An 18,389-nucleotide genomic window follows, 5' to 3' on the forward strand; every position below is an offset into this window, starting at 1 on the left:
GGGAATTAAAGTGGTCGTTATTTGTATAAATTTAGAAGATTAATTATGTCAGAATCTTTTGCTCAACTATTTGAAGAATCATTAAAAGAACTTGAAACTCGTCAAGGTTCAATCGTTAGCGGTACTGTTGTTGCTATTCAAAAAGGCTTTGTGCTTGTTGACGCAGGTTTAAAATCTGAATCCGCAATTCCTGTGGAAGAGTTTTTAAATGCTCAAGGTGAATTAGAAGTTCAAGTGGGCGATGTGGTAAATGTTGCTTTAGACGCAGTAGAAGATGGTTTCGGTGAAACCAAACTTTCTCGTGAAAAAGCGGTACGCCACGAGTCTTGGATTGAATTAGAAAAAGCATACGAAGAACAGGCTACTGTTGTCGGTTTAATCAACGGTAAAGTGAAAGGTGGTTTCACAGTTGAGCTAAACGGTGTGCGTGCATTCTTACCGGGTTCATTAGTAGATACTCGCCCAGTGCGTGATACCTTACATTTAGAAGGTAAAGAATTAGAATTCAAAGTCATCAAACTTGATCAAAAACGTAACAATGTGGTTGTTTCTCGTCGTGCAGTGATCGAGTCTGAAAATAGCCAAGATCGTGAAGAAGTATTAGCGAGCCTAGCGGAAGGTGCAGAAGTTAAAGGTACAGTGAAAAACTTAACTGATTACGGTGCTTTCGTTGATTTAGGTGGCGTTGATGGTTTATTACATATCACAGATATGGCTTGGAAACGTGTTAAACACCCAAGTGAAATCGTTAATGTTGGTGATGAAATTACCGTTAAAGTATTAAAATTTGACAAAGATCGTACTCGTGTTTCTTTAGGCTTAAAACAATTAGGTCAAGATCCTTGGATTGCGATTGCAGAAAATCACCCAGTTGGTAGCAAATTAACGGGTAAAGTAACTAACTTAACTGACTATGGTTGTTTCGTAGAAATTTTAGACGGTGTTGAAGGTTTAGTTCACGTGTCTGAAATGGATTGGACAAACAAAAATATTCATCCATCTAAAGTGGTTAGCTTAGGCGATGAAGTTGAAGTCATGGTATTAGAAATCGATGAAGAACGTCGTCGTATTTCTTTAGGTTTAAAACAATGCAAACCAAACCCATGGCAACAATTTGCTGAAACCCACAATAAAGGCGATAAAGTTGAAGGTAAAATCAAATCAATCACTGATTTTGGTATCTTTATCGGCTTAGAAGGTGGTATTGATGGTCTAGTACATTTATCGGATATTTCTTGGAATGTACCAGGCGAAGAAGCAGTTCGTAACTACAAAAAAGGCGATGAAGTTGCCGCTGTTGTGTTACAAGTTGATGCAGTGAAAGAGCGTATTTCTTTAGGTATCAAACAGCTTGAAGAGGATCCATTCAATAACTTTGTTGCTGCTAACAAAAAAGGTGCGGTATTAACAGCGAAAGTTGTTGAAGCGGATGCTAAAGGTGCGAAAGTTGAATTAGAAGGTGGCGTAGAAGGTTATATTCGTGCAGCTGATTTAACTAGCGAAGTGAACGCTGGCGATGAAGTTGAAGCGAAATATACTGGTCTTGATCGTAAAGCAAGAATCGTTCACTTATCTGTTCGTGCTAAAGACCAAGCGGAAGAAGCTGCAGCAGTTGCTAATGTGAATAAGCAAGAAGATGTTGCTATTCCAAATGCAATGGCTGAAGCCTTTAAAGCAGCGAAAGGCGAATAATTTTTAGCAAAATATGGTGAGAATTTTCTCACCATATTTATTTATGATGAGATTTATAGTTTTTTGGTTTAATTATGTTTTTATCATCGTTTCTCTTTAAAATAATACAGCGTTGGTATCCTTGTATTATTTGAAGAATTTAGCTAAATTGATGAAAAGCGTAGTTAATCTAAATGGCTATTTGTCCATGGCCTAAAACATAATAGGGAATCGTTATGACTAAATCAGAACTTATTGCAAATTTAATTGATAAAAATCCAGAGATCAATATGAAAGATGTGGAAGCATCAGTAAAAGAAATCGTTGATCAAATGGCGTTGGCATTAGAAAAAGGAAATCGTATTGAAATTCGTGGGTTCGGTAGTTTTTCATTGCATTTCCGTCAACCTCGCATTGGTAGAAACCCAAAAACAGGTGAACAAGTTAAATTAGAATCTAAATATGTTCCTCATTTTAAAGCTGGAAAAGAATTGAGAGAGCGTGTTGATTATTAATTTATCGCTTTATCTTATTTCAACTTAACACAACCATATTTTTTACTCTAAAACAACAAAAAAACCTACCGCACTTTTTAATTGTTGTTGCTCAGAAATAAGTGGGATTCGTGAACGTTGCCAAACGGGAACGTTGAGTTGTTGCCAAACTTTTTTAATATCTTGATTTGGGCGTTTTGCGTCAAGTTTTATTTTGCCTGAATAACCGAATGTTACTTCAAATTGATCGCCTTGTGCATAAAATTCACTGTGGTAGTTTTTGTTTTCTGTTTGCCAAAGTGCGGTAAGTTTTTTACCTTTTTTTTGTAAGGTTAATATACCTAATTGATCGGGTAAAGAAAGAGGGGTATCAATACGGAGTTCAAGCTTTACTTGGCTCAAATCTTGATAAGGCGGGGTAATAAATAGTCGTTGTTGGTAACGGCGTAGGATCACTTGTCCTAAACGAAATTCAGGATTTTTATCCATTTTGGCAAAAACTACTTCGGCGAGGATATGTGCCAGTTGTTGGCTTGAAGGCATGGCAAGCTGATGCTGTTGTAACCATAAACGAAGTAGTGCCGCTTGTTTTAAAGGTGAATATTGTGGAAATTTCGCTGTATATAGCGTTTTTTCCGTTGGATTATAGATTTGAGCGAACTCGTTTGCTAACAACTCATTGATTAATTGTTGCTGTTGGTAACAATGCTGTGCCGAACGTTGTACTGCTTGGTCAAAATGTTGCCAGCGTTGGCGTAAAATGGGCAACACTTGATTGCGTAAAAAGTTTCGATCATATTGGTTATCTTGGTTACTTTCATCATTGATCCAACAGATGCCTTGTTGTTGTACATAATCTTGTAATTGCCAACGGGAAAAGTTTAATAGCGGGCGAAAAATAGGCATATCAAATAATTGGCTTTGTATTTGCATTGCTCCTAGACCTTGAATACCACTACCACGTTTTAACGCCAATAAAAAACTTTCGGTTTGATCTTGTTGATGGTGGGCGGTAACTAAGATTTCATGGCTAAAACGGTGTTTTTTGATGGCTTGATAACGCGCTTCCCTTGCACCAGCTTCAATACCTTGTTTTGATTGCACCTGTACTTTTTCACTAATAAAAGGAATTTGCCATTGATAGCAAAGCTGTTGACAATGTGCTAACCATTGATCTGCATGGGGGCTTAAATTATGATGAATATGGATTGCACGCAAGGAAAAGTGCGGTTGTTTTTCGCGAAGTTTTTTGCATAAACTGAGTAAGGCAGTGGAGTCTAAGCCACCACTAAAAGCGATTAAAAAGGCTTGTGGTGGGCGATAATATTGTTGTAGTTGCTCAATAAATTGTTGTTCAATCATATATTATTGTGATGATGTTGATAGTTAAATTCAATAATATTTATCATGTAAAAATTAACAAAATCCGATATACTTGAAAACCATTTTTGTTTTCATTCATTAAGTGTTGTTTATGCGAATTCTTTATATTTTATTAGGTTTTCTTTGTTTAGCATTGGGTATTATTGGCATTTTTCTCCCGTTATTGCCGACTACGCCTTTTTTATTATGTACGCTATTCTTTTTTACCAAAAGTTCAGAACGTCTATCAAATTGGTTTATGCAAACGCAAATTTATCATAAGCATTTAAAAACCTTTCATCAACAACGTGCATTAACTCTGAAATCCAAGATTGCTATTTTGTGCCTTTCTACTTCTATGATGGGACTTTCCTTTTATTTTATGTCTAATATTTATGGACGAATGAGTATTATTATTTTATTGGTTATTCAATATTGGTTTTTCTTTTTTTGGATTAAAACCTTACCTGCGACAGAAAGGGAAAATAATCCTAATCTCCAGTAATATTATAATTTAGCTAAGCGGGATTATGGTTTCTGAATCAAGTTTAGGATCAATATTTTCTTGTTTTTTAGGGGCAATATTGGGATTATCTGTTGGCAATTTTTCCGTTTTATTTTTATTATTGTCGCCTAATAAGGCTTTCTGTAAACGTGAAAAATTGCTATTTTCCGCTAGCCAAATAGCAATAACGGCATCACTAAATGCCGCATCAAAATTATGGTTAAGCACTGTATCATTTAATACAAAATAGCCTTCATTCTCCATAGCAATATAACTAAGTTGATCATTGGGTTGTAAGTCAGGAAAAATGGCTTGTAAATCTTCTAATACTTTATGTTTATCAAATCCTTCAATATTGAGGGAATTCATTTCTTTCATTAGGGTTATGGCAAAACTTTTTCCCTCTACGGGTTTATTAAATTTGATGGTTAGCATTAAAGGGCGAATACCTGCTTGATATTCCCCTGTTTCAGTATAAAGTGCAATGGTATAGACATGAAAAGGCCCCCAAGTATAATCGGCTTTGCCTACCATTTTCCATTGGGCGAAAAGTAAGCTAGGTAAGCCATAACAGAATAGGAATAAAAGGGATTTTAATTTCATAGTCTATGTATTAAAGTCATTAATTTTGCCATTATAATGCTAAATTGAGGATTGGTGTAGGGGATTTTTAACCCTATTTTTATACTCCCTCACTACTTGGGTGCGTCTTTTATCTAGTTCATTTTTAATGCCTTGTTTTTGATAGCCTTCGGCAATAATTTGTTGCACATCAACTTGGCGAGCTAATTGATAGGCTTGCTGTATATAGTCTTTTTGTGGATAAGGGCGTTGTTCAAAACCTAGACGACCTTGGCTGTCTGCTTGACAAACTAATAGTAAATTTTGTAGCCGATCAGGTTTACGCCATACATCAATATGATTAAATAGTCGGATAAGGGTTTCAGGGCGAAGTTCATAGGCACGATGGATATGGCTATGATATTGGCAACAGATTTGTGCTAATTGGTAAAATTCATTTGGGACTTTTAGCCGTTGACAAAGATTAGCAAGGGGAATAAGCCCTTTTTGTTCGTGTCCATAATGATGAGGATAAAGAGATTTTGGAGTTAAACCTTTGCCTAAATCATGACAAATTGCTGCAAAACGAACCGCACTTTTATGGGGGGAATGTTGGCTAAGTGCAGTGGCTTGTTGTAAAACCATTAGGCTATGAATAAAACTATCAATTTCTGGGTGGTGTTTGGCGGGATTAGGTACACCATTTAATTTGTCTAATTCTGGAAAAAGGACAGTTAATGCGCCAACTTGTTGTAATACTTGGAAATAAACCTCAGGGTTATTTTCATTTAATGCCTTTTCGGTTTCTAGCCATACACGTTCCGCTGAAAGTGTGGTTAATTCACCTGCTTGGTTAATTTGTTGCATTAAGGCTAAGGTTTCTTCTGCGATTTTAAACCCTAAATAATGAAAACGTGCGGCAAAGCGTGCTACCCTTAATACTCTTAACGGATCTTCGCTAAATGCGGAGGAAATATGGCGTAATATGCCTTGTTTTAAATCTTGAATTCCGCCATAAGGATCGTAGAAATTGCCTTGTTGATCTTGGGCAATAGCATTAATCGTGAGATCACGCCGTAAAAGGTCTTGCTCTAGGCTCACATTGGGATTGCTGTCGCAGATAAAGCCAGTATAACCTTGTCCTGCTTTGCGTTCGGTACGAGCGAGGGCATATTCTTGCTTGGTTTGGGGGTGAAGAAAAACAGGGAAGTCTTTGCCCACAGGTTGAAATCCCTGTTTTAATAATTGTTCAGGGCTTGCCCCTACTACCACCCAATCTTTATCTTTAATGGGTAAACAAAGGAGCTGATCTCTGATCGCTCCGCCGACTAAATAAATTTGCATTTTATGCCCAACCATCACGACGGCGACGGCGTTTTGGTAAAATAAATGGGATAATTAATCCTAGAATAAGCCCAACGCCGAGTACAGAACCACCATAAATAAACCATTGGATAGCGATTTCCCGTTTGCCCGCATCAAGCATCGCTTCTAAATCACGGTTTTTATTGCGTGTTATTTCAAGTTCACGATTAAGCTGTGAATTGCGTTCTAATAATTCGCTACTTTGTTGCTCGGCTTGTTTGGTACGGCGTTGCATTTCGGCGGTACGCTGTTGCCAGTCTTCATCTAATTTATTGAGTTTTAAGGTTAACTCTTGGATTTGGCGTTTTAATTGTGGATTTTCTTCACGACTACTTGGGCTATCGCTAAGTTCGCTAGTGAGAATCCAAGCCTCACGATTACGGCTATCACGAATCAAACTATATTTATCTTTTTGGTTTAATACGGTAACTTTTTCGCCAGCTTGGATTGCACCTGCAATACGGTATTGATCACCTGCACCACGACGTAGAAAGGTATTTAAGTTTTCGCTCACATAGCGTGTTTCAGCAATTACTTGTTGAGCAAAAGCTAGGCATAAGATAATAGGAAGAAAGATTTTTGTGATAGTTTTCATAATATCCTTAAATATGTTTGAGAGAGTGCTATAGTCGTTCCACTTTAAAATGATACAGCGTTGGTACGCCTCGCCGTACTACTTGTACTGTCTTCGGCATACCGCCTTGTCTCATTTTAAATTGAAACGACTATATTAATCATAGTACTCTCTTGTGGAATTAACGGAAAATCGCGTTTAAAATAGAGTAAATAATAATTGCACCAATAGCACCTGCTGGTAGAGTAACTACCCAAGAAGCCACAATATTACGGATCACATTTAAATTTAGTGCGGCGATACCGCGGGCAAAGCCCACCCCTAATACTGCACCTACTAGGGTTTGCGTAGTGGAAATAGGTAAGCCTGTACCAGAAGCAATGACTACGGTAATGGCACAAGCAAATTCAGCGGAGAAACCACGACTTGGGGTTAAATCGGTAATTCCTGTACCAATGGTTCCCATAACACGATAGCCCATAACCGCCATACCTAGCACAATGCCAAATGCTCCTAGCGGTAAAATCCACCACACTAATTGAGATTTGGCGACGATTTCGCCGTTATGTTCAATAATGGATACTACTGCTGATAAGGGGCCAATAGCATTGGCAACGTCATTAGAACCATGGGCAAATGCCATAGAACAAGCGGTCATTAACATTAAAATACTAAAGACTTTTTCAACCCCACCGAATGTTCCTCCTTGAATACGATTTTTGAAGGATTCGCTGCGTAAATAAAAGTGGCAAGCAATAATGGCAAGAATTGCAATAGAGAGGGAAATAAAAAAGGTTTCTGTTAAGGTAAGGTGTAAACCAACGTGTTTTAATCCTTTGGTTAAGGTAACAATACAGAGGATAAAGGCGGTTAACCCCATATAATAAGGCCCAAAACGTTTGGCATTTTTCAGGGGTTCTTCCGTATCAAAGATCAGTTTTTGCGTGCTGATAAAAATACTATAAGAAACAATACCCGCTACCACAGGGGTAATAAACCAACTGCCTACAATATTGCGAATTTCGCCCCATTCTACCGCTTGTGAACCCACAGTAACTAAGGCAAAACCAATAATTGCTCCAATAATGGAATGAGTGGTAGATACAGGCCAGCCCATTCTAGAAGCAATAAATAACCAAACACCGGCGGCTAATAAGGCTGACATCATACCTAACACGAGGGTATCTGGTGTATCGGCAAATTGGGTTGGATCAATAATTCCACTTTTAATGGTTTCGGTAACTTCGCCACCGGCAAGATAAGCCCCAGCAAATTCAAAAACCATTGCGATAAGAATGGCTTGTTTAGCGGTAATCGTTCCTGAACCTACTGAGGTACCCATGGCGTTGGAGACATCATTAGCACCAATACCAAATGCCATTAATAAGCCAAAAATTGCGGTTAAAATAATAAATAAGGAGCCATACTGGTTGATAATTTCCATTGTCTTTTCCTATTTAATATAAACATTATTACGAGCGAGCAATCATTAGTTCAATGCGTGAGCCAACACGTTGAGCTTGGTCCGCAAGTACACCGACCCATTCAATAATTTTGTATAAAAACATCATATCAATAGGGTTATATTCTGTTTCAATTTTCATTAATTCACGTCTTAATTTAATTTGCATACGATCAGTATCGTCTTCAATGGCATCTAATTCATTGATCATATTATTAACTAACGTCAATTCACGTCCACGAAAGCCCGTTTCAAGCAGTTGATCCATTTCATCAATCACTTTATGAGCTTGTTGTGCAGCATCAATACTGCGTTGTAAAAAGTGAAGAAAATCCTTTTGAATAAGGGTAGGGATTGCTAATTGACGCCCAATAACACGCCCGGCAATATCTTTAGCATAGTTCGCCAATTTATCTTGCTGAGTGACTAATTCAAGTAAATCGGTACGATCAATAGGCAGGAATAAACCTCTTGGCAGTTTTAGACGGATTTCACGTTTTAATGTGTCCGCTCGGCGTTCCAATTCAGAAATTTTCACGCGTAATTCTTCTGCTTCTTCCCATTGATCCGCAAAGGTTTTTTCAAAAAAAGGCACTAATAACGCACAGCTATCCGTTACCTTTGCGGAGTGCTTTTGTAAAGGTTTTAATGGGGAATGAGCAAACAATCCCAAAATATTATTCATCGCCATATCAGGTTACTCCGATAAATTAATCATTTCTATGGTCATTATAATCGTCCCACTTTAAAATAATACACATTGGCACGCCTCACTGTACTCTTTGTACTGTCTTCGGCGTGTCGTCTTATTTTAAATTGAAACCACTATACTGTTACAATAAGCATAAAAATTTATGCTAACCAGTAAAATTTATGCGAATATTACAAGATATAGCATTGAAATTCACGATTTTTCAGTGAAAAACTTTGTTTTTATTGGTGAACAAAATAAGTTTTTGACTAAAAATTATTGCTAACTATTTGATTTAATAAGGTTTTATGATGAATAAAGAAATTGAATTAAAATTGACAGTAAACTCGGCTTTTGCTGATTTTTTGAGCCAGCAAATCAGTGATTTTCATCTTTTAGAGCAAAAAGAACGTTTTTTGACAAATTGTTATTATGATACCGCTGAACATTTCTTTGCCAAACATCAAATGGGCTTGCGTGTACGAGGCGAAAATGAACATTTTGTCTTGACCTTAAAAACCAAAGGACAAGTGCAAGCAGGGTTACATATTCGCCCAGAATATAATATGCCTTTATTTTCTTCATCGCCAACATTGCAGCAATTTGCTGAGCATTTTGCCGATAATCCCATTGACGAATTGGCAGACAAGGATTTATACCAATTAGAACAACAATTAATACCAATTTTTCGTACCGATTTTTGTCGTCAGAGCTGGCAAATTGATTTAGCCAATAATAGTGAAGTGGAAGTGGCGTTAGATCGAGGGGAGATTATTGTGAGTGAAAAGGCTAAAATGCCAATTTGCGAAGTAGAATTTGAATTAACTCAAGGTAATCTTGCTGATTTATTCCGCTTTATTAAAAATTTAACCTTAACTGACGGTATTCGTTTAAGTTCTTGCAGTAAAGCGGAGCGAGGCTATCAATTAGCAAAAATTACTGAATTATCCCCACAGGATTGGGTGGCGAAATGGTGTCATTTTTTGACTCATGTACAACAGCAAAATTCTCGTCAAATTTTGACCGCACTTTTACAATATGAACAGCAGTTAATTGAAGAAACGGTGGGATTAGGTGCTGATTATTTTGCGGATACCTTTATTCATACTGTAGAGCGAGTTGGAGCGTTTTTCAATCTTTATCATTATTATCAAGATAACGCTAAATTATTGGGACAAACCCTTGAACAAAGGCAATCCATTGTGCCAATAGATGAAGATATTATTCAAGAGCTTATTGAAACGAATGATTATCTCTATCAAGGGATAAAACAAATTATTCGCCAACATAGTGAAAAGCAAAATAATCAACAAGCAATGCAGGCGTTAATTGAATTGTTGCATTTAGGCAGTTATGTGCCAAGATTAATCAATTTATTATGGCTAACTCAGGAGTAAATCATGGCGAAAGCAGCAAAAACCGCTTATGTGTGCAATGAATGTGGGGCAGATTATCCGCGTTGGCAAGGGCAATGTTCCGCTTGTAAATCTTGGAATACCATTACTGAAGTGCGTTTAGCCCCAGCCAAGTCGGCAAAGGGCGATCGTTTTAGTGGCTATGCGGGGGAAACTCAAGCGAAAATTCAGACCTTAGCTGAGATTAGCTTACAAGAAACGCCAAGATTTGGCAGTGGTTTTAATGAATTAGATCGAGTATTAGGGGGCGGCATTGTACCGGGATCGGCGATTTTAATTGGTGGGCACCCGGGGGCGGGCAAATCCACCTTATTGTTGCAAGTGATGTGTCAATTATCGCAAAAAATGACCACACTTTATGTTACAGGGGAAGAATCTTTGCAACAAGTAGCGATGCGTGCCAACCGTTTAGGTTTGCCTACGGATCAGTTACAAATGTTATCGGAAACCTCAGTGGAGCAAATTTGCCATTTGGCGGATCAGCTTAAACCTCAACTCATTGTGATTGATTCAATTCAAGTTATGCACCTTGCGGATATTCAGTCTTCGCCCGGAAGTGTAGCACAGGTGCGAGAATGTGCATCATTTTTAACCCGTTATGCGAAAACCCGTCAGGTGGCGATTGTGATGGTGGGGCATGTTACTAAAGACGGTACCTTGGCTGGTCCAAAGGTTTTGGAACACGTGATTGATTGCTCCTTATTGTTAGAGGGAGAAACGGATTCTCGCTATCGTACCTTGCGTAGCCATAAAAATCGTTTTGGGGCGGTAAATGAACTTGGAGTATTTGCCATGACGGAACAAGGTTTACGTGAAGTGAAAAACCCTTCAGCCATTTTTCTTAGCCGAGGCGATGAGCAAACCTCAGGGAGTTCGGTAATGGTGTTATGGGAAGGAACTCGCCCTCTTTTGGTGGAAATTCAAGCCTTGGTGGATCATTCAATGTTAGCTAACCCTCGCCGAGTTGCTGTGGGATTAGAGCAAAATCGCTTAGCCTTATTATTAGCAGTGTTACATCGGCATGGTGGTTTGCAAATGTCCGATCAAGATGTGTTCGTTAATGTGGTGGGCGGTGTTAAGGTGAGTGAAACCAGTGCGGATCTTGCTTTGTTACTCGCCTTGATTTCCAGTTTTCGTAACAACCCTTTACCGCAAGATTTAGTGGTTTTTGGTGAAGTGGGGTTGGCGGGCGAAATTCGTCCTGTGCCTAGTGGGCAAGAACGCATTTATGAAGCAGCGAAACATGGTTTTAAACGTGCTATCGTACCTTTTGCTAATAAACCGAAAAGTGCGGTCAAAAATATGCAAGTTTTTACCGTAAAAAAATTGGTAGATGCTTTAGCAATATTGGAACAATTTGATTGATGAGGATTGTGGGGAATAATAAGGTTAATAGCAAGGAAAAATAGTGTAGAATAAGCAAGTTTGTCAAATGAAGTCAGTAATGATGAAGTATGTGTATAAAATAGGACAGGAGTATGGATAAGAAATTAGTTAAAGCACTGGATCACATTGATATAAAAATTTTAAATGAACTACAACGCAATGGTAAAATTTCAAATATTGATTTGTCTAAAAAAGTGGGCTTATCGCCAACGCCTTGTTTAGAGCGAGTAAAACGTTTAGAAAAACAAGGGGTTATTATGGGCTATCGTGCCTTATTAAACCCAGAGCTATTGGATTCGCCATTATTGGTGATTGTGGAAATTACTTTAGTACGGGGCAAACCTGATGTTTTTGAAGAATTTAATGCGGCAGTACAACAGCTTGACGAAATTCAAGAATGTCATTTAGTCTCAGGGGATTTTGATTATTTACTTAAAACAAGAGTGGCGGATATGGCAGCCTATCGTAAATTATTAGGCACAACCTTGCTACGTTTACCCGGTGTTAATGATACTCGTACTTATGTAGTCATGGAAGAAGTGAAACAGACGAATTTTTTACAATTAAAATAACGATAAGATGATTGAACGCATGAAAATAGGTTTTACCCCAAAGCAATATTTGGCAGAGTTAGTATTTTTGTTTTTGGCTTTATTTGGCTTATATCTTATTGTAGCTTGGTCAAGTTATAGCCCTCTTGATAATGCTTGGTCAGTGTCCAGCTATCAACAAGAGAGTATCAATAAAGCAGGGGCATTGGGTGCTTGGTTAATTGATTTATTTTTTACCTTGTTTGGCTATGTGGGAAATTTATTGCCATTTTTATGCTTTATGGTGCCTGTTTATATTTTGTGCAGTAAAAAAGCCAAAGCGTTATCAAAATTAACCGTATTTATTACATTAATTAGCTTTGTGTTATTTTTATTGGGGCTTAGCCTATTGGCAAAATTTGCCTTGCCAAATTCAAATGATTATTTATCTGGTGGGGCATTAGCCAGTTGGTTAAACGTTGAGCTTGCTCCTTATATCGGTGATTTTGGGGTGGTGTTATTAGCTGTTTGTGCCACCATTATTGGCTTTATTTGTTGTTCTGGCACAGTATTAGTAAGTATATTGCTCAAGTTTTACCGTTGGTTGACGGGTAATAATGATGAACAAATACCTACACAAAAAACAAGTGGTAACACCCCACCTATTACTGCTGAACCAAGTGTTAAGCAAACTGAAAATAAAATGGTTGATGTGGCGAGTTTAGTGAAACCGAATATCACAGGTTTAACGCCTACCATATCAGAATCTCTTACTGGGCAACATATTGAGAATGAAGAGCATCGCTCAATCTCTCAGGAGGCAACACCATTTTTCGCTCAAACCCTTGCGGAAACACAGCGAGAAAGCATTGATTTTCATTTTAACACTGAACAAGAAAGTGAATTACCTAAAGTGAGCATTGCGGAGAGCTATCAAGAACCGCCATTGCCATTAAATGCTTCTTTTGAGCCGTCTAATTCCACTTTGGATTTACCTGAAATGCCAAAAGTGAGTTTAGTTCAAGTGGATAAAGCACCTAAAGATATTGAGCTTGAGCAAGAAAATAGCCCATTAATGGCAAGCAAGCCAAATGTTGAGAAACAACAACCCCATGGCGAGCCAGAGGTGTCTTTATCCCATGTTGAAGAAGCAACCGATAAGCATGAATCACCTGTCTATAAACCTTATGAAGGTAGTTTAATTCACCCTTTATTACAGCCTACGCAAACCAATATGGCAAAACCGACTACACCTATGCCGAGCTTGGATTTATTGGAGCGTCATACTGTACAAGAAAATCAAGTTACGCGAGAGGAAACCCTACAAACAGCACAACATATTAGCCAAAAATTACAAGATTTTGGTGTTAAAGCCAGTGTGGAGGGCGTGTTAGTTGGACCAGTGGTAACCCGCTATGAATTAGCCTTACAACCCGGTGTAAAAGCCGCTAAGGTAACGAGTATAGATCGTGATTTAGCTCGTGCCTTGAGTTTTACCTCTATTCGTGTGGCAGAAGTTATCCCCGGCAAGCCCTATATTGGCATTGAAGTGCCTAATCAACGGCGACAAGTGGTGTGGCTGCGAGATGTGTTGAACTCTAAGGAATTTTTGCAATCTAATTTCTTGTTGCCAATGGCATTGGGTAAGGACATTAGTGGTAAGCCGATTGTGATTGATTTAGCCAAAACACCGCATTTATTGGTGGCGGGTTCAACGGGGTCAGGAAAATCCGTTGGGATTAATACAATGATATTAAGCTTATTGTTTAAGGTAAAACCTGAAAGCGTCAAATTTATTATGATTGATCCTAAAGTAGTGGAATTATCCATTTACAACGATATTCCTCACTTACTCACGCCAGTGGTAACAGATATGAATAAGGCAGCAAATGCCTTGCGTTGGTGTGTTGAGGAAATGGAACGCCGTTATCAATTATTATCAAAACTTTATGTACGCAATATTGAAGGCTACAACGAAAAGATTGATCAAGCGGCGGCCATGAATTTACCGATTCCTGATCCGTTGTGGAAACCGGGCGATAGTATGGATACTATGCCGCCAGCATTAGAAAAAATGAGCTATATTGTGGTTATCGTTGATGAATTTGCTGATTTAATGATGGTGGCAGGCAAACAAATTGAGGAATTAATTGCCCGATTAACCCAAAAAGCACGTGCGGTAGGAATCCATGTGATTTTAGCGACACAACGCCCGTCAGTTGATGTGATTACAGGCTTGATAAAATCTAATATCCCTAGCCGTATTGCTTTTACGGTGGTGCAACGTAATGACTCACGCACTATTTTGGATCAAAATGGGGCTGAAGCATTATTAGGGCGAGGTGATATGCTATATCTCGGTAATGGCACAACGGATTTAGTGCGTGTACATGGTGCTTTTATGAGTGATGAAGAGGTTCGCCGCGTAGCTGATGATTGGCGAGCAAGGGCGAAACCTCATTATATTGACGCCATTTTAGAAAATAGTGCAGAGGACGAAGACAATAGCCGTATGCCTATTGATGATGAGCTTGACGGCTTATTTGATGAAGTGGTGGAATTTGTGGTAAGTACAGGTACAACCTCAACCTCATCAATTCAACGCCGTTTTCGTGTGGGCTTTAATCGTGCTGCTCGTATTATGGATCAGCTTGAAGAACAGGGCATTGTATCAGCTATGCAAAATGGAAAACGGGAAGTATTGGCTCGCAACAGCGATTATTAATCAATATATTATTAATTATCAAAAAAGGAAGATAGATGAAAAAAATAATGGTAAAAATGACCGCACTTTTTATCTTGTTTATCAATGGTGTGGCTTGGGCAGATGCCAGTGGTGAGCTTCAGAAACGCCTAAACTTAGTGCAAAACCTCACTGCGGATTATCAACAAACGGTTTCCTCACCAGAGGGTAAAAATGTGCAACAGGGCAGCGGTAAATTACAACTTAAACGTCCTAATTTATTCCGTATGGAAAGCACCTCGCCACAACAAACAGAAATGATTTCTGACGGCAAAACCCTCTGGTTTTATGATCCCTTTGTGGAGCAAGTTACCGCAAATTGGGTAACAGATGTGGTAAATAATACCCCTTTTGTCTTACTTACCAGTAATGATAAAAATCATTGGGCTGCTTATGCGGTGGAGCAACAAGTGGATACTTTTGTCTTAACGCCTAAAGCAATTAATAGCCCATTAAAACAATTTAGTATTCGTATTGATAGTAATGGTGTATTACGCAATTTCAGCACCATTGAGCAAGACGGACAAAGTAATTTATATACCTTGCGTAATATTAGTAATCAACCTTTAGCGGATAAACTTTTTCAATTTAGTCCGCCTAAAGGGGTAGAATTTGACGATCAGCGCAAAAAATAATGGTATCTAAAAATGGCTAACCTCAGTTTAGATTTTAGTGATAATGAATTTTTGCCCTTAGCGGCACGTATGCGTCCCACAACTTTGGAAAATTATGTAGGGCAGCAACATTTATTAGCCAAGGGCAAACCATTACGCAAAGCCATTGAAGCTGGGGTAAGCCATTCTATGATTTTATGGGGCCCGCCGGGTACAGGAAAAACCACCTTAGCAGAAATTATCGCTCAACGAATGAATGCTCAAGTGGTGCGTTTATCGGCGGTAACCAGTGGAGTTAAAGAAATTCGTGAAGCCATTGAACAAGCTCAACATAATAAATTAACAGGCTTACGAACCTTGTTGTTTGTTGATGAAGTGCATCGTTTTAATAAAAGCCAACAAGACGCTTTTTTACCCCATATTGAAGACGGTACGATTATTTTTATTGGAGCAACCACCGAAAACCCCTCCTTTGAATTAAATAATGCCTTGCTATCTCGTGCCAGAGTTTATGTGCTAAAAGCGCTAACCAATCAAGAGATTGAACAAGTACTAACACAAGCCCTGCATGATTCTGATAAGGGGCTAGGGCAAACGCATTTTGACATTGAGGACGGCTTGCTAGCTTTGCTCGCAGATTATGTGAACGGCGATGCTCGTTTAGCCTTAAATTGCTTAGAATTAATGAACGATATGGCTGAGCAGGGGAAAAATGGCAAGAAATTAGACCGCACTTTATTGAGCGAAGTATTAGGCGAACGGCAAGCACGCTTTGATAAAGGTGGTGATCGCTTTTATGATTTAATTTCTGCCTTGCACAAATCAGTAAGAGGTTCAGCCCCAGATGCGGCGCTTTATTGGTATGCGAGAATTATTACCGCAGGTGGCGATCCTCTCTATGTGGCTCGCCGTTTATTAGCCATAGCATCGGAAGATATTGGTAATGCTGATCCCCGAGCAATGCAAGTAGCCATTGCCGCTTGGGATTGTTTTACCCGAGTGGGAGCATATGAAGGGGAACGAGCCATAGCACAAGCCATTGTCTATCTTGCCGTTGCTCCGAAAAGTAATGCAATCTATACGGCTTTTAAAGCGGCTAAACAGCTTGCTAGCGAAAGCCCTGATTTTGATGTTCCCTTACATTTACGCAATGCCCCTACGAATCTAATGAAATCCTTAGATTACGGTAAAGCATACCGCTACGCCCATAATGAACCCAATGCCTACGCGGCTGGGGAAAATTATTTCCCAGAACCATTAAAAGGCACAACATTTTATTTCCCCACCGAACGAGGTATGGAGGCAAAAATAAAAGAAAAACTGGCGTGGTTAAAACAGTTGGATTTGTTAGCGGAGCAACAAGGCAAGTAATTTATTGTAAAAAGGGAAGGGATTTTATCCGAAGTGCGGTCAGTTTTCAGCTTATTTTTTCATTGCTATTTTTCCGATATTGCTAACTGTTTCGCTGTTGGTGGTTTATAGTTATTCCATTTTCTTGTCTTATTTTAAATTGAAACGACTATATTAAAGAAAGTAAGTATTCCCCTTTGTAAAAAGGGGAGAAAGCATTAGTAACGTTAGAGACATAAAAGTGAAAAATAATCCAAAAACTGACCGCACTAGGATTAACTTTTACAAGATAACCCAGTTCTTACCGTCATACCAAACGCATTATGTGCATTAGGTTTTTGTAAATGGCTATTGGATTGTTTGCTCACAGGTAAACGGCTATCCATTTGCCACGCATTCCAGCCACCATCATAAATAAGGGTATTATCCCAACCTGCTAATTGAGTGATAAACCAAGGCACGCCAGCTCGCCAACCAGTGCCACAGTAAAAGGCTAACTTATCCCCTTGTTTAATGCCTTGCTTTTCCCATAGGGCAAAAATTTCGTATGGATTGCGTAGAGAACCATCAGGATCATAATAATCTGCCACATTGGAGGCATCAGTGCCAGCATAGCCCCAAATCGCTCCTTCAGGCTCTCCTGCTTGTGGAATATAATCATAACCACTGACTTTGCCTAAATATTCATCCCATGAGCGAATACTCACTAATTTTAGCCCTTGATGTTGCTGTTGTTGGTAAGCCTGCTGAGCAGTTTCAATATTGAATTGAGGATTAGCAGGGATACTGATCCCAAAACTGGTAACAGGGGTAGGCGTATTGACTTGGAGATCAATAGGGTATTCGTTATTGATCCAAGCATTCATTCCACCATTGAGTATTCTCACATCCTCAACACCTGCCCAGCGTAATGCCCAAAATACCCTAAAGGCAGCCAACGGATTTTCTGAATAAAGCACAATCGTTTTATCTTTACTAATTCCGTTTTTTATAAGATTTTGCTCAATAACTTCAGGAGCGGATAAATTCCAGACAGGGCCATTTTCAATCCAATCTGTATTGAAATGATAAGCGTTAGGAATATGTTGTTTATAGCCTTGTGCTTGTTCAACATCACCCCAAGAAACATGAAAAACCATAATGGGTTTACCTTGATCGGTTTCTGGACGTTGTCCATCAAGTGCTTGTCTGAGCCATTGAGCTGAAACCAGTAGAGGATAATTAGCAAAGGATTGCAAAGGTAATTGATCATTATTGCTGTAAGCAATGAAGTCTTTAAATAAGCGGACTTGATAGCCTTTAGCGATAAATTCCGCACTAACTTTTTCTAAATTATCCAAATTATGATCATAAAATATCAAGGTTTTATCTTTGCTTAATCCTTTATCGGCGGCAAATTGTTCAAAATAGCTTGGATCTATGGCTTCTAACCAATCGGCACTAAATTGTATTGCATTTGGTAAATGTCCACCTCTTGCGGCTTGTGGGCTTTTAAACCCGTTATAATGGCTATCCCCTCTAGTATCAACGATAACATATTGAGGGTTATTTTGTTTTTGTAGTAATTCCTCTAGGCTGATTTCTGTGGCTTTTTGTTCCCCACAGGCGGAGAGAAAGCATATTAAAGCGAGACTCGTAATATTGGTATTGTAATTCATTTTGTTTT

At 38.7% G+C, this 18,389-nt stretch carries 16 protein-coding genes; 9 read left to right on the forward strand and 7 right to left on the reverse strand.

Annotated features, from left to right (window positions below):
* Positions 1-45 precede the first annotated feature (45 nt).
* Both rpsA and A6A20_RS11205 read left to right on the forward strand, forming a co-directional pair.
* Positions 46-1,692, forward strand: coding sequence for a 30S ribosomal protein S1 (rpsA, locus tag A6A20_RS11200; protein WP_132691581.1), 1,647 nt, complete (start codon positions 46-48; stop codon positions 1,690-1,692).
* Between the two features lie 215 nt (positions 1,693-1,907).
* On the forward strand, positions 1,908-2,186 hold the full coding sequence (locus tag A6A20_RS11205; RefSeq protein ID WP_279573502.1) for an integration host factor subunit beta: 279 nt from the start codon (positions 1,908-1,910) through the stop codon (positions 2,184-2,186).
* Positions 2,187-2,228: 42 nt separating this feature from the next.
* Here A6A20_RS11205 and tilS read toward each other — a convergent pair whose 3' ends face one another.
* Positions 2,229-3,527, reverse strand: coding sequence for a tRNA lysidine(34) synthetase TilS (tilS, locus tag A6A20_RS11210; protein WP_279573503.1), 1,299 nt, complete (start codon positions 3,525-3,527; stop codon positions 2,229-2,231).
* 112 nt (positions 3,528-3,639) lie between these two features.
* Between tilS and A6A20_RS11215 the strand changes: the two genes are divergently transcribed.
* Positions 3,640-4,032, forward strand: a complete 393-nt coding sequence (locus tag A6A20_RS11215) for a YbaN family protein (protein ID WP_279573504.1) — start codon at positions 3,640-3,642, stop codon at positions 4,030-4,032.
* Positions 4,033-4,041: 9 nt separating this feature from the next.
* Here the strand turns inward: A6A20_RS11215 and A6A20_RS11220 are convergent, their stop codons facing one another.
* The 5 genes from A6A20_RS11220 to A6A20_RS11240 all read right to left on the reverse strand — a co-directional run bounded on the left by A6A20_RS11220 (position 4,042) and on the right by A6A20_RS11240 (position 8,685).
* Positions 4,042-4,635: a chalcone isomerase family protein gene (locus A6A20_RS11220; RefSeq protein ID WP_279573505.1), complete on the reverse strand. Its 594-nt coding sequence runs from the start codon at positions 4,633-4,635 to the stop codon at positions 4,042-4,044.
* Between the two features lie 39 nt (positions 4,636-4,674).
* Positions 4,675-5,937: a multifunctional CCA addition/repair protein gene (locus tag A6A20_RS11225; RefSeq protein WP_279573506.1), complete on the reverse strand. Its 1,263-nt coding sequence runs from the start codon at positions 5,935-5,937 to the stop codon at positions 4,675-4,677.
* 1 nt (position 5,938) lies between these two features.
* Complete coding sequence (locus A6A20_RS11230) at positions 5,939-6,553, reverse strand: TIGR04211 family SH3 domain-containing protein (protein WP_279573507.1); 615 nt, start codon at positions 6,551-6,553, stop codon at positions 5,939-5,941.
* A gap of 160 nt (positions 6,554-6,713) precedes the next feature.
* Positions 6,714-7,976, reverse strand: a complete 1,263-nt coding sequence (locus tag A6A20_RS11235) for an inorganic phosphate transporter (RefSeq protein WP_279573508.1) — start codon at positions 7,974-7,976, stop codon at positions 6,714-6,716.
* A 28-nt stretch (positions 7,977-8,004) separates the two neighbouring features.
* A complete protein-coding gene (locus A6A20_RS11240; RefSeq protein ID WP_279573509.1) occupies positions 8,005-8,685 on the reverse strand; it encodes a TIGR00153 family protein in 681 nt (226 codons plus the stop codon).
* A 311-nt stretch (positions 8,686-8,996) separates the two neighbouring features.
* Between A6A20_RS11240 and A6A20_RS11245 the strand changes: the two genes are divergently transcribed.
* The 6 genes from A6A20_RS11245 (at position 8,997) to A6A20_RS11270 (ending at position 16,744) form a co-directional block, all read left to right on the forward strand.
* Positions 8,997-10,082 carry a CYTH domain-containing protein gene (locus A6A20_RS11245; protein WP_279573510.1) on the forward strand — a complete coding sequence of 362 codons (1,086 nt, stop codon included), beginning with the start codon at positions 8,997-8,999 and terminating at the stop codon, positions 10,080-10,082.
* 3 nt (positions 10,083-10,085) lie between these two features.
* The gene (radA, locus tag A6A20_RS11250) at positions 10,086-11,465 is read left to right on the forward strand and encodes a DNA repair protein RadA (protein ID WP_279573511.1); all 1,380 of its coding nucleotides are present in this window, start codon (positions 10,086-10,088) and stop codon (positions 11,463-11,465) included.
* 113 nt (positions 11,466-11,578) lie between these two features.
* Positions 11,579-12,058 carry a leucine-responsive transcriptional regulator Lrp gene (gene lrp / locus A6A20_RS11255; RefSeq protein ID WP_279573512.1) on the forward strand — a complete coding sequence of 160 codons (480 nt, stop codon included), beginning with the start codon at positions 11,579-11,581 and terminating at the stop codon, positions 12,056-12,058.
* Positions 12,059-12,065: 7 nt separating this feature from the next.
* Positions 12,066-14,741 (forward strand): DNA translocase FtsK, encoded by a 2,676-nt coding sequence (locus A6A20_RS11260; protein ID WP_279573513.1) that lies wholly within the window; start codon positions 12,066-12,068, stop codon positions 14,739-14,741.
* A gap of 35 nt (positions 14,742-14,776) precedes the next feature.
* Entirely contained in the window at positions 14,777-15,394 is a 618-nt protein-coding gene (gene lolA / locus A6A20_RS11265; RefSeq protein ID WP_279573514.1) for an outer membrane lipoprotein periplasmic chaperone LolA, read from the forward strand.
* Between the two features lie 12 nt (positions 15,395-15,406).
* Entirely contained in the window at positions 15,407-16,744 is a 1,338-nt protein-coding gene (locus A6A20_RS11270) for a replication-associated recombination protein A (RefSeq protein WP_279573515.1), read from the forward strand.
* A gap of 254 nt (positions 16,745-16,998) precedes the next feature.
* On the opposite strand, the gene A6A20_RS11275 is transcribed toward A6A20_RS11270, so the two are convergent.
* On the reverse strand, positions 16,999-18,381 hold the full coding sequence (locus tag A6A20_RS11275) for a rhodanese-like domain-containing protein (protein ID WP_279573516.1): 1,383 nt from the start codon (positions 18,379-18,381) through the stop codon (positions 16,999-17,001).
* Positions 18,382-18,389: the final 8 nt, after the last annotated feature.

Source organism: Volucribacter amazonae (assembly GCF_029783845.1).
Classification (GTDB): Bacteria; Pseudomonadota; Gammaproteobacteria; order Enterobacterales; family Pasteurellaceae; genus Volucribacter; species Volucribacter amazonae.